The organism is Peribacillus sp. NPDC060253 (assembly GCF_042727425.1).
Lineage (GTDB): Bacteria > Bacillota > Bacilli > Bacillales > DSM-1321 > Peribacillus.
The window spans coordinates 1-12,448 of the sequence record NZ_JBHXAS010000041.1 but is presented as its reverse complement, the minus strand read 5'-3'; the positions used below and the strand labels follow the sequence as shown (position 1 = coordinate 12,448).

The following is a 12,448-nucleotide window of genomic DNA, read 5'->3' as shown; positions in this document are numbered from 1 at the left end:
ATGAATAGGCTACTCATATTGAAGGAAAAATGTAGGGAATTAATTTTAAAAACTGAACACAAAAAAGTTGAATCGTTTAGAGGAGGAATAATAAATGAACGGATTAAAAGGAATACACCATGTAACGGCCATAACTAGCAGTGCAGAAAAAAATTATGAATTCTTCACTTATATATTAGGTATGCGTTTAGTGAAGAAAACAGTGAACCAAGATGATATCCAAACTTATCACCTGTTTTTTGCAGATGATGTTGGCGGTCCAGGCACGGACATGACTTTCTTCGACTTTCCTGGCATTCCAAAAGGAGTGCATGGAACAAATGAGATTTCAAAAACATCTTTCCGTGTACCGAATGATGCCGCATTAGAATATTGGGTTAAACGTTTTGACCGTTTAGAAGTGGGGAACACAGGAATTCAGAAACAATTTGGTAAAAAGGTCATTTCTTTTGTTGATTTTGATGATCAGCAATATCAATTGATATCCGATGAAAACAATGAAGGGGTAGCAGCCGGAATCCCTTGGCAAAACGGACCGATTCCTCTGGAGTACGCCATAACAGGATTAGGCCCCATTTTCATTCGTATCGCAAACTTCGATTATTTTAAAGAAATGATGGAAAAAGTTCTATTGTTCAAAGAAATAGACAACGAAGGATCATTCCATCTATTTGAAGTAGGTGAGGGTGGGAATGGAGCCCAGGTGATTGTCGAACATAATTCGGTCCTTCCTCAGGCGCGACAAGGTTTTGGTACTGTTCACCATACAGCATTCCGTGTAGAAGATCGTTCCGTTTTAGAAGAATGGATCAAACGAATGGAAAGCTTCCAATTTCATACGTCTGGCTATGTTGATCGTCACTTTTTTGAGTCACTTTACGTACGAGTGGCGCCACAAATTTTATTCGAGTTTGCCACGGATGGTCCTGGATTTATGGGGGATGAGCCGTATGAAACACTTGGAGAAAAGTTATCTTTACCACCTTTCTTAGAACCGAAAAGGGATCAAATTGAAAAATTGGTCCGTCCCATTGATACAGTAAGAAGTACCAAAGAATTGGTTAAAGAATAACTGAAAACGATAAGCGAATGATATATAGGTTAATGCCCATACTAAAACAGGTAGAAATAAAAAATGGGATAAATGTTTTGATATATATTCAGATATACAGGAGGAACGAATGATGACAAAAGATTTTTACGCCGCTATTAAAGAGAGACGTTCATATTATGGAATCAATAAAGAGATCCAAGTATCCGATGATAAAATTAAGGAAATTGTTGAATTTGCCGTAAAGCATACGCCATCGGCTTTTAATTCTCAATCTTCCCGCCTTATTGTATTAACAGGCGCAGCACATGATAAATTATGGGACATTACGACGCAAGCTTTAAAAAAAGCAGTTGGTGAGAGAGATTTCACAGGCACTCAACAAAAAATGGATTCCTTTAAAGCTGGATATGGGACAGTATTATTCTTTGAAGATGAATCTGTTGTGAAATCATTGCAAGAACAATTTGCCACATATGCCGATAATTTCCCAATCTGGTCCCAACAAACATCCGGTATGCACCAATTAGTTGTTTGGACTGCGCTCGAAGCAGAAGGATTAGGAGCGACCTTGCAGCATTATAACCCTCTAATTGATGATGAGGTGAAAAAAGAATGGGATGCTCCAGCTAATTGGAAATTAATTGCCCAAATGCCATTTGGACATCCAACAGCCCCAGCTGGTGAGAAAGATTTCCAACCACTTGAGGATCGTATTAAATTGTATAAATGAGTTGAAATGATAAAAAGTCTTAAAAGAGCCAAGCTTGAAGTGAACCCAAAAAGTTAGACACTTCATTTATTTAGGCAGCCTTGAGGGCATGAACCCGGTAACCTACCGGGCTCATGCCTTTTAATTTTACCTTGATTCGTTGATGATTGTAGTAACGGATATTTTCTTTTGGGGAAATCTTGAAGATGGAGAAATTCGGATTTTAATAAGTGCAAGAATTTTTCGGTGTTATGTCTTTCAAATCCTTCGGAGTTGGATTTGGTATGAAGGAATTTTTCAACTCTGAATTTGAGATAATCAAAAGGCAGCAAGATTTTGTAGTGGTCTGGTGATGAAAATAATACACAAGATAATTGGAACAGGTTATAGCTGAAGATGGGAGCTGTCTTAAGGCAGCTTTTTTAGTCAACTAGCGGGGCAGGTTAGTTCTACATTCTTTCCACCTTTTATAATGTTAAATTAATGGAAGAAATAACGGAGTATTACTATTGCTAAATTATTGATGAATAAGAAAATAAGAAAAAAATGGTAAAATAATATTTACAGAACGACAAAGACACTGTCAGTATATAAATAATGAATGAGATAAGTGAGGGGAAATTGGGGAGGGGTAAAAGTGGAATTATCAGGAAAAGTAAAGTTGGTTAAATCGATTGCATTCAGCATCATTATGAACGGAATTATGCCGCTGGTGGTTTATAATCTTTTATTAACACATTTCTCCAGTTTTACTTCTTTGTTATTCGCAACGATTATCCCTTTGGCGGATAATCTTTATCATTTTATGATACACCGAAAGGCCGATGCGTTTGGTTTGTTTATGCTGACTGGGTTCGTCCTTAGTCTTTTGGCCTTTTTATTTGGCGGAAGTGAAAAGTGGATTTTAATGAGAGAATCAATGGTTACCGGATTTTTGGGGCTTATTTTTATCGGTTCTTTAATGTTCAGCAAACCGTTAATTTATCACTTCGGCATTCGCTTTAGTGTGAGTGGGGAAAATAACAAGAAGGGTAAATTTGAACAAAATTGGGATGTTGCGTATTTTCGTTTTGTCGTCAGGTTGATGACCGCTGTGTGGGGAATCGCTTTGGTCGGGGAAGCAGTTGTTAAAATGCTCTTGTTGCTCCGCTTGTCAGTAGCATCCTTTTTGGCTGTATCACCAGTTGTTTTCTATTCGATTCTAGGGGCGACCATTGCCTGGACAGTTTTATACCGTCGGCATGCAAAAACAAAAATGGATGACATCCTGCCACCAGATAGGAAGAATGGCGAATTCAACAATTTATGATAATCCGGGAATTCAGCGGATTATTAAAACAAAAGATAAATCATGTTGGAAAAAGGCTGCCGAAGCATCGAGAGCACCAGTGTGGCAAACTTTTTTTAAAAGGCTTTGTTAAAGAATAATGTTGTTTTTTGATTTTCGCGAACGGACGTTCTGCAATGAACTAAAATTACTGAGAGCGAGTGAGTTTTAATGGCGTTAGCGGAAATCATTAACCAAATCAGAAATCTTAGCCAAAGAGACCAGCAGCGATTGAAGGAGTTCTTCACAAACTCATTAGGGAGTGCGGGAGAAACAGAGTCTGTATTCACTGATGTATCAGAACAGAAACACAAAGACGGCTACACCTGCATCCATTGTCAATCCACTAATGTCATTCGCTTCGATAAATATTAGGTAAAAACTACAATCAATACCATTGAACGTCAAAGATACCGCTGCAAAGAGTGCGGTAAAACATTCACAGATATGACGAACCTCTTCACAGAACTCATATGCCTAGTAAATGGCTTCAGTTCATCGAATGTATGATTGAAGGGTATTCCCTTCGGAAATCAGCTAAACTCATTGGTGCTCATTATGTGACGCTTTTTTATTGGAGGCATAAAATTCTAACTGCATTGAAACAGATGGATTTTGAACTTTTCGAAAGCATAGTAGAAATGGATGAAACCTATTTCCTCTATTCCGAGAAGGGAAAACGGAATATCCAAGGTCGAAAACCAAGGTTACGCGGTGGTAGTTCGGAGTTTAGAGGAATAAATAAGGACCAAGTATGCGTTCTTGTAGCCAGAGACCGCCAAAAGAGAACGTTTTAATGGTGTAGCGACTAAATATCTAGACCATTATTTGAGCTGGTTCCAATTCTTAGACACCATCAAACATATAAAAGATAATTTTACGATAACCAAAATGGTTTTAGACAGTTGTTCTTTCTCAGTTAACATAACTTATGATAAACTAAGGTTATCAGAATTTTCCAAATAACGGAACGTTCCTTGTTCCGTTAAAGGGCCAGTTTAATTGAACAAGGAATTGGCATGACACCTTAATTAGTGAGCTATCTACAAAACGCCGCAAATGAATTTTGACCAAAGGGATTATCTATTAAAGGGATTAAATTGGAGGGAATAGAAAATGGATGTAAAGACACTTTTGTTACAACAATGGGCAAGCTGCTTAGATGAAGAGGACTGGTTTCCACCACTTGAAAAAGTGCTAGAGGTTATTACTTTTGAACAGGCAATTTGGAAACCAGGTGAGGGGGCAATGAATTCCATTTGGGAATTAGTTTGTCATTTACTCTTCTATAAAAAGAGACTTCTGATGCGATTTCTTGGTGAAACAGCGAATGAACCCCAGGCAGAAGATAATGAATCTACATTTCGATTACCAACTGAGACGTTTCAAAATTGGAAGGAAACAAAACAAGAATACTTTTATGTTCATCGTGAACTTGAAAAAATACTAGCAAAATCAGAACATGAAGATTTGTATAGACAGATCCCTGGAGAAAGATCATTAGTGCTTGAACTGAAGAGTTTAGCATTGCACGACGCATATCATATTGGGCAAATTGTATTCCTAAGTAAAATGCAAGGAGCTTGGGCAGGGAAACACAGCTTTTAAAAAAGCTTCATTAGCTATACAGTTATTCCATTATAGGGGGCTTTAATGGAATAAGAACGGGAACGTCCAAATCGGACGTTCCCATATTTTATACCTGAAAAACAACAATACTACTTAACAAAGCCTTTTTAAAAAAAGGGATGAAGATTTCCATCAGAAATGTCCCAGGGAAAATGCTGTGATACCCACATTGACGTAAACTACAACGAGAGGCCGTATATTTCCTTTGGTTTGCATGTTACTCAAAAATTGACTGCTGCAAACTGCTAAAAACGCTCACTAAAAAGGAATTAATTTGAGGTGAATCTATGGGAATTGTACCGATTGGAAAATGGAATTTTAGATGACTGACTTCTTGTACTGGAATGCAGCGAAAGTATTGCGGAAGAAGGGAAAGTATTATAGTGACAAACAAAATAATATATATCCAGGAATACACCACGCTAGAATATATATACAAAAAACTATGGTTTGTAGCAAAGGAAAACATGAGAAGGTTGCTGGTATAAGCGAAGGATGCAAATGAATCTCATGTAGCTCCAACGATTTACAAACGGATTTTGAATCTTTAGATTCCGAAATGATGACGGTGAACCCTACTTCTATAGAAGTATCATGTTGAAAATTGAAGTAAATAAAGTGAAAGAGACATGAGGGAAGCGACGCAAAAGAACGATTTTAGATACTTTGGGGTCACGTGCATGACTAAGAGCAAAACGATTTAGAATAACAACACAAGCAGAACTAACAAAGGGAGACCAGATTTAGCTTGGGCTGTAGGACTTTTCTTACCGGCTGCCTTATATTACTTTCCAATGAAACGAAAGAAAACGGCGGAAGTCATTACCTTGCCTGTAGAGAATATAGGAGATAGATAATGCCCTTGATGATATGGAAAAGGATGATGCATTACATGGTATGGCTGGATTTGAAGGACTTTTAAAAGAAGCTGGCAACTAGTTTGCTGTTTTTTCTTTCTAGTGTATCTTGACTACAAGATTGTTATATTAAAAGAAGCATCAGCTTTGGGTGAAAGCAGATGCTTCTTTGCAAAAAAGAAAAAGGTGTCTAATTTATTCTTCGAGGGAAAGCGTTGTGGTTTTCCCCATCTTCATCATAATAAAACCACTCCAGGCAAACATGAAGGATGCAAGATAAAAAATGCTTCCAATCGTTAAAAAGTCCACTAAATATCCGGTTGCTATAACGGCAGCTGCGGCACCAATGGATGTCCAAACATGGTAATTTCCAATTTCCTTTCCCGCCGTCGTTTTCATAACATATCTTGCAAGAACTGTTTTTTCAGTGTTTTTTTGCATAGCGCCAAGAATCCCCATTACAATCTGCAAGAGATAGACATGCCAGGTTTCATATGCGAGAGGAAAAGCAAGAAGGATTAGAGCCATTCCCCATGAATAAATAAGGAGAAAAACTTTGTCGCCTGCTCTGTCCGTTAATTTACCGATTAAAGGATAACTTAGTGCTGCTGTAAGTGAGAATATTCCATATGCCCAGCCAAATTGCGAATAGCTGGTACCTACATTTTTAATTAGCAAAATATAAAATGGGAAAATCATGCTGGCAGCCATTCCTACAGTGCCTTGGTAAACAATGAAACGTTTATAATTCATGGATGATACTCCTCAAAGAAAAGATTCATGAAGCGATTATCGGGATCATATTTCTTTTTTAATTGAAAGAAGTCCTCAGTACGCGGATAGGCTTCATATAATTGCCGCTTAGTGGGATAACCATAATAGGGCAAATAGTAGCTGCCGTTATGGTTAAGCGTCACATCAATCATCTTCCGGATGACCCTGCCCGAATTTTCCTTACTCTCATTATCAGTTCCTTGATTGATGAGCATAACAAGAGCGAACATATCTTCCTTGGCATAAGACATCATGGATTCATCATTTTGCTCCACATAACGAATGGTAATGTTTAATAAATTAAAATCCTTTTCGTCAGATAAAGTTTTTCTTAGATCATCGATATAATCAGCAAATTGATCGATCGGAACGAAGTATTCTTGAAGGACATCCGTTTTAGAGGGATTGCTGTAATCCATAAAGGCAGAGTCCGACCGCATCGCATTATTCCTGGATATCAAATTGCCATTTATATTGGCGGTGTAGGTCTCTTGAGTTTCCCAAAACCTCTCTTTACCCCAGTCATTATAACGCGATAGACCAAGAAAAAATTTAGGCACGGCTATGATCGTTTCACGTTTGAGAGTATCATAGTTTGATAATTGTGCTTGGTCATTTGCCCTATAATAATCCGTTACATACATTTCGTCTAAATAGGAGCCAGGAGCAACGGATATTCTTGCTAGATGCATCTTAACATCATCGTTTTGCAAAACCTCTTTTTTAAAATACGACGTATATTCATCATAATGGAGTGATTTAGTTTTGATTTTATAAAGTTCGTCATCGGTAAGCTGGAGAGTCACATCAAGTATTACGCCAAATAAACCATATCCGCCGATGACCGAAGAGAAGAGCTCCGAATTTTCTTTGCGGCTAACTGTAAGGACTTGCCCTTTCGCGTTAAGCAATCTAAATGATTCCACGGTTTCTATCAAGGCATGGTGCCGGATATCGCGGCCATGGACATTCACGCTCAAAGAACCGCCTATTGTAAAAATATTTTGAGATTGGCTCACTTTCAATGCAAGTCCATAGGGGTTGATATATTCTTGCAAATCAGCCCAGGTTGCCCCGCTTTGAACGGTGATGCGTTTACCTTTTACATCTAAATCAAGGACTTTATCGTAACGCTTCATATCGAGCAGGATTCCATTTGGATATAATGTCTGTCCACCTTGGCTGTGCTGCATTCCGCCGATGGAGATTGGATCATCGTTTTCGTTTGCTTCTAAAATGATTCTTTTGATTGCTTCCTCATTATCTTCTGCTTGTATTGCTTTCATTTTAACCGGCATCAGCCGGCTGATATCTTCTGCAATAGGGTGGTCAAGTTTGAAATGAAAAGCCTGTAGTGATAAACCGAATAATAGAGCATATAGGATGACAATGAAAAATCGTTTCATGATAAATAGCTTTCGGCTCCTCTATTAATTTGTCTGACACTCAAGTTCAATAATAAAAACAATAGTGGAGTCACCCTCACTGCTCAGTGGGATTCGACGAACATTCAATGAACTTTCCATTTAAGTAGGAGTGTATTAGGTCTTCATTTTCAAGCCATTAATGATTGTTTCGGTTAGTGGCATGGATAATGATTCCAGTGTACGTTCGGAGTTGTTTAATCCCCAATGATAAATGATCCCCATCAGACTTTGTATGATAAGTGTTGAAATTTCATCAATGGATTGGTCTGTGCTAATCCCGTTTTGTTCTTTTGCTTCTTCAATTAAGAAACGAATAATTTTAAATAGTGAGCGATTTGAATTTATAAAGTATGTATGTTCTTTTGAATCCAATGCGGAACTGTATATGACTTTCATTAAATCTTTGCCCATTTCTTCTTCTAGAAAACACATCAATTTACGAATGAAAATAGATAATTTATCAAGAGCGGCCATATCAATTGGAAACGATTGATAGACTTTTTGATAATAATCATCAACTTCTTTGAACCTCATTAAGAAGATGTCTGATTTCGCAGAAAAGTGTTGGTAAAATGATCCCTTTGATGTACCGCTTTTTTTTACGATTTCATCTACTGTAACTTTATCATAACCTTTTTCACTAAAAAGCTTTAAAGACATTTTTAAAATTTTTTCACGAGTTTTTTCTCCCCTAAGTTGCTTTTTTCTAGGTTCAATCATACAAAAAACCTCCAGGTAATAATTGACAGAATATTCACGTATGGTTTACTATCAGACTACAGTCTAGTTAGAAAGGTAATGGTCTATTTAATCTAACCTAGATTATCACTATAGACAACGATTTGGCTGCAATCACCTTCTTAGCCCCCACCGCTATGTGCAGATTTGTAAACGCTTCCAAAAAAAATCCCTTATTCTCTCCACAAAGAACGCCTGAATGAATCAAAAAACTTACCTGTTCGTGGTGTTTGTTTTCTAAAGCTCCTATCTAATCGGTTAATAGGATGTTTGAAAAGGTATATCCCTTTTCAAAGCCTTGATGATATGATGCCGTTTAAAATGTTTGTGACGTTTGCTGCCTAATCTTCGACACTGATAAAAATGCTGGTGGAACAGTAAATGCAAATGGAGGGGAGGTGGTTCTAAGCTTTTTTATGGTCCCATTAAACTTAGTAAATGACTTTATGAAATCCAGGTTGTAAAGAATCGCAAAAAAGAAATGAAAAGGATTAGCGGAAAGCGTATTTGTTTAATGTAGTAAATAGTAGCTTGCTTGAAAGGGAGGAAATAATGATGAATCGATCTATTGGTGAAATAGAGAAGAGCACGATCAGTAAAACGATGAAACGCATTCTTCCATTTATCTTGATTCTATATATTATCGCTTACTTGGACAGGGTTAATTTGGGCTATGCAGCTTTACAAATGAATGCAGAATTAGCCTTATCAGCTGAAGTATTTGGGCTGCTTTCTGGTATTTTCTTTATAGGTTATTTCTTTTTTGAAGTTCCAAGCAACATGATCATGCATAAAGTAGGGGCCCGGATATGGATTGCCCGAATCATGATTTCTTGGGGAATCGTGGTTATATTAACCGGTTTTGCGCAAACGACGATGCATTTATATATTCTCCGTTTTTTATTAGGGGTCGCTGAAGCTGGATTTTTCCCCGGGATTATTTTGTATTTAACTTATTGGTTTCGAGCCCGTGAAAGAGGACGTGCAACAGCCGTCTTACTTCTAGCATTACCGGTTGGTGGGTTAATTGGTGCTCCTGTTTCGACTTGGATTCTTGATAATATATCCTGGTTCGATATGGCAGGGTGGAGATGGATGTTCATCTTGGAAGGAATTCCAGCGATTATGATTGGAGTTGTCGTTGTTTTTTATTTAACTAATAGACCAACTAATGCAAAGTGGTTAACAAAGGAAGAAAGCGATTGGCTGGAAACTGAATTGAGTGCTGAAAGACAAGTAAGCTCGAAAATAAATAAAGTTTCCAAGCTTGATATGCTGAAGGACTCGAAGATTTGGAAGCTAGCTCTATTTTATTTCGCAGGATACACAGCAATCTATGGATTGTCTTTCTGGATGCCCACCATCATAAAATCATTATCGGAAAATGCAACATCCAATTTAGAAATAGGCTGGCTAGCGATGATACCTTCGTTAGTTGGTATACCTGCGATTATTTTTGTTGGCTGGAATTCAGATCGGACGAATGCACACAAATCACATTTACTCGTTTGCCTCATGATAGCCGTGATCGGGTTTATCGGATGCGGCTTCTCAAATAGTGTCTTTATGATGGTGCTAATGTTAACGATTACATCTTTCGGGTTATATGGGTTTACTGGATGCTTTTTTGCCTATATGACATTTTTCTTCACTGAGTCCACGGCACCTGTTGGCATAGCTCTAGTTAATTCATTTGCCGCTTTAGGTGGTTTTGTAGGACCGATGATACTAGGAACTGTTGCTTTTACGCAAGGTATGTTTATTTTATCTGGATTACTCGTGATAGGTGTCATCACTCTATTATCATTAAAATTAACGAGTGCTTCAGATGAAAACATCGTCAATGAGGTTGAAGCCCATATTAATCAATTATAATATCAATTTAAATGGAGCCATATAAGGACTATAAATAGAAACATCATTGGAAAGCATAAATTTTTCTCTGGTGTTTCTATTTATATTTTCATATAGTTATATCGTACATAAAGTAAAAATGGAATGGTTTTTAAACGAGGGGCTTCGTATTTAGAAAAAATACCGTTTGAACATGTCAAAATAGTAAATCCTATCGCTGGATTTTCTCGCCATGACTTGTCCAAAGCTTTCGCTTTCGAATAAAATGGAGGAAAGACAGTACTAATATTTGTTCAAAATGGAATGCAGCAAGAAATGGGGTGATGAAGTGGAAATTCATTTGGTGGCAAAAGATGAGATAGAAGCTCAAGGAATTCGTTGGATAGTGGAGTCCCATCTTACGGGAGTCAGACTGATCTTGTGGAAAACGATTGAGGAATTTGAAAAGGATATGAGTAATCAGCAACCGGAATTCGTCATTTTGGATATGGATATATGGACGAATGAAAGTGAAGCGATGGGTGCTTCGTTAAAGCGGAGGGGAATCCGATGGTTAGGCATTTCATCTGAGCGAATCTTTCAAACGGCTTATCGGGCCCTGCGTTTTCGTGCCGAAGATGTGCTATTCCGTCCTTTTTCTTCAGCGGATTTGGTAAAACACATTCAACAATTGCGTTTTCAATTGAGAAATGGTCAGGGGTTTCTCTCAACAAACACAATAGGTGAGGAGAGTACATTGGATATTGGTTATCCCGATTTCTTCTTGACCGAGCGGGGGCATGATATTCGGATAACCATGGTTGCATTTTTGACACCTGATAATAAGACCCTTCCTTTGGTTTATGATGAACTGCAACGATATTCTTTTACTGGGAAAAACCAAATATTCGCTTTATCGGATTTTATTTTATGCGTCCAGGAAACAAAGGAGGTTGAGGTATATAAAGAAGAATACCAAGCGTTCCTTGCTCAATGGAAAGAAAAAATGGATGAGCCTCTTGCCATCATTATCAAAGTGGGAGCTTTAGGTGAGTCATTAAAAAGGATATACCAGCAAACTCGTGAATTTACGAGGCAAATCTTTTTCGATGGTTATGATATCATTTTAGCGGAAAGCCAACAAACGTCCCATCAAGAGATGGATCCATTCCTCACACCTCTTGAACAAAGACTTTGGATAGAAATGCTCGAAAGGCGTGATGCGAAAGCCATCAGGAACTGGATCGAACGTGAATTCCTTACTTTTCAACAACCATATCCTGACCCGGAAATAGTTCGTATCCGTCTTACAAGCGTACTTGCGCAGATCCGAAGGCATATGAAATCATACGACCTGCAAAATGCTTCATTAGAAGCAATATACTATGACGTCTTTCAGCAAATCGTGCATAAACCAGTCATTCATCAAATCGTTAAAGAGCTGCATTCGTTTACCACTCATTTGCTTCTTCAGGATCATGAGCAATTACAAGAAGGAGCACGCACTCTTAGTGAAAAAGCAAGGGAACTGATTGAGTCCAACTATTGGGATGCCCAGTGGAATTTATCGACATGCGCTGATATTCTGCGGATTAATAAAAGCACTCTCAGCCGACGTTTTGCAGCTGAATCCGGCGAGTCATTTCGCCAAACACTGCATCAAGTTCGAATTAGAGAGGCTAAACGACTATTAAAAGAAACGGATTTATCATTGGAAGAAATCGCACAATTAGCAGGTTATTCACATCAAACCTATTTTAATGCCAAATTCAAACTGCTTGAAGCCTGTACTCCATCAGCTTATCGGTCTGGATTATAAAAAAAAACTGTAGACAAACTCGATAATAATGGAGTCGATCTGACCCAATAAAGTTAGACATATAGTTTAAGCAGCTTCTAAGACCTGAGTTCGGTATTCTATCGGACTCAGGTCTTTTAATTTTTCTTTCATACGTTTGTGGTTGTAGTAATAAATATTTTCTCTTCGGCAGTAAAATTTAGCCATAAAAAACACCCCGTAAATGTTAGTTTGATGTCTAACATTTACGGGGCAGTTCAACTTGACGGTTCAGTTTATGCTGAATCGTTATTATATTTCAT

The 12,448-nt window shown here is 37.8% G+C and carries 9 protein-coding genes and 3 pseudogenes; 7 read left to right on the top strand and 5 right to left on the bottom strand.

Going from position 1 to position 12,448, the window contains the following annotated elements:
- Window positions 1-94: 94 nt before the first annotated feature.
- Both ACFWE9_RS12770 and ACFWE9_RS12765 read left to right on the top strand, forming a co-directional pair.
- The gene (locus tag ACFWE9_RS12770; protein ID WP_230156510.1) at window positions 95-1,072 is read left to right on the top strand and encodes a ring-cleaving dioxygenase; all 978 of its coding nucleotides are present in this window, start codon (window positions 95-97) and stop codon (window positions 1,070-1,072) included.
- Between the two features lie 112 nt (window positions 1,073-1,184).
- Window positions 1,185-1,784: a nitroreductase family protein gene (locus tag ACFWE9_RS12765; RefSeq protein WP_230156509.1), complete on the top strand. Its 600-nt coding sequence runs from the start codon at window positions 1,185-1,187 to the stop codon at window positions 1,782-1,784.
- Window positions 1,785-1,854: 70 nt separating this feature from the next.
- On the opposite strand, the pseudogene ACFWE9_RS12760 reads toward ACFWE9_RS12765, so the two are convergent.
- Window positions 1,855-1,944 (bottom strand): annotated as a pseudogene (locus ACFWE9_RS12760) (IS3 family transposase); the annotation flags it as partial.
- A 456-nt stretch (window positions 1,945-2,400) separates the two neighbouring features.
- Here ACFWE9_RS12760 and ACFWE9_RS12755 point away from each other — a divergent pair.
- The 3 genes and pseudogenes from ACFWE9_RS12755 (at window position 2,401) to ACFWE9_RS12745 (ending at window position 4,698) form a co-directional block, all read left to right on the top strand.
- The gene (locus tag ACFWE9_RS12755) at window positions 2,401-3,072 is read left to right on the top strand and encodes a VC0807 family protein (RefSeq protein ID WP_377357053.1); all 672 of its coding nucleotides are present in this window, start codon (window positions 2,401-2,403) and stop codon (window positions 3,070-3,072) included.
- Between the two features lie 189 nt (window positions 3,073-3,261).
- Window positions 3,262-4,056, top strand: a pseudogene (locus ACFWE9_RS12750) (IS1595 family transposase).
- 150 nt (window positions 4,057-4,206) lie between these two features.
- On the top strand, window positions 4,207-4,698 hold the full coding sequence (locus ACFWE9_RS12745) for a DinB family protein (RefSeq protein WP_230156507.1): 492 nt from the start codon (window positions 4,207-4,209) through the stop codon (window positions 4,696-4,698).
- A gap of 1,073 nt (window positions 4,699-5,771) precedes the next feature.
- Here ACFWE9_RS12745 and ACFWE9_RS12740 read toward each other — a convergent pair.
- The 3 genes from ACFWE9_RS12740 to ACFWE9_RS12730 form a co-directional block, all read right to left on the bottom strand.
- Window positions 5,772-6,329 (bottom strand): MFS transporter, encoded by a 558-nt coding sequence (locus tag ACFWE9_RS12740; RefSeq protein WP_230156506.1) that lies wholly within the window; start codon window positions 6,327-6,329, stop codon window positions 5,772-5,774.
- Window positions 6,326-7,756: an FAD-binding protein gene (locus ACFWE9_RS12735; protein WP_377357050.1), complete on the bottom strand. Its 1,431-nt coding sequence runs from the start codon at window positions 7,754-7,756 to the stop codon at window positions 6,326-6,328. The genes ACFWE9_RS12740 and ACFWE9_RS12735 overlap by 4 nt, the downstream gene beginning before the upstream one ends.
- A gap of 135 nt (window positions 7,757-7,891) precedes the next feature.
- Window positions 7,892-8,497 carry a TetR/AcrR family transcriptional regulator gene (locus tag ACFWE9_RS12730; RefSeq protein ID WP_230156502.1) on the bottom strand — a complete coding sequence of 202 codons (606 nt, stop codon included), beginning with the start codon at window positions 8,495-8,497 and terminating at the stop codon, window positions 7,892-7,894.
- A 570-nt stretch (window positions 8,498-9,067) separates the two neighbouring features.
- Here ACFWE9_RS12730 and ACFWE9_RS12725 point away from each other — a divergent pair.
- Window positions 9,068-10,390: an MFS transporter gene (locus ACFWE9_RS12725; protein WP_377357048.1), complete on the top strand. Its 1,323-nt coding sequence runs from the start codon at window positions 9,068-9,070 to the stop codon at window positions 10,388-10,390.
- Window positions 10,391-10,697: 307 nt separating this feature from the next.
- Entirely contained in the window at window positions 10,698-12,167 is a 1,470-nt protein-coding gene (locus tag ACFWE9_RS12720) for a helix-turn-helix transcriptional regulator (RefSeq protein WP_377357046.1), read from the top strand.
- 66 nt (window positions 12,168-12,233) lie between these two features.
- Here ACFWE9_RS12720 and ACFWE9_RS12715 read toward each other — a convergent pair.
- A pseudogene (locus tag ACFWE9_RS12715) lies at window positions 12,234-12,323 on the bottom strand (IS3 family transposase); the annotation flags it as partial.
- Between the last annotated feature and the right edge of the window lie 125 nt (window positions 12,324-12,448).

What these genes read in the sequence shown, in the direction of transcription:
- ACFWE9_RS12730 (WP_230156502.1), bottom strand. Translation starts at nt 8,497, where the DNA reads ATGATTGAACCTAGAAAAAAGCAACTTAGGGGAGAAAAAACTCGTGAA.
- ACFWE9_RS12735 (WP_377357050.1), bottom strand. Translation starts at nt 7,756, where the DNA reads ATGAAACGATTTTTCATTGTCATCCTATATGCTCTATTATTCGGTTTA.
- ACFWE9_RS12765 (WP_230156509.1), top strand. Translation starts at nt 1,185, where the DNA reads ATGACAAAAGATTTTTACGCCGCTATTAAAGAGAGACGTTCATATTAT.
- ACFWE9_RS12725 (WP_377357048.1), top strand. Translation starts at nt 9,068, where the DNA reads ATGATGAATCGATCTATTGGTGAAATAGAGAAGAGCACGATCAGTAAA.
- ACFWE9_RS12740 (WP_230156506.1), bottom strand. Translation starts at nt 6,329, where the DNA reads ATGAATTATAAACGTTTCATTGTTTACCAAGGCACTGTAGGAATGGCT.
- ACFWE9_RS12770 (WP_230156510.1), top strand. Translation starts at nt 95, where the DNA reads ATGAACGGATTAAAAGGAATACACCATGTAACGGCCATAACTAGCAGT.
- ACFWE9_RS12745 (WP_230156507.1), top strand. Translation starts at nt 4,207, where the DNA reads ATGGATGTAAAGACACTTTTGTTACAACAATGGGCAAGCTGCTTAGAT.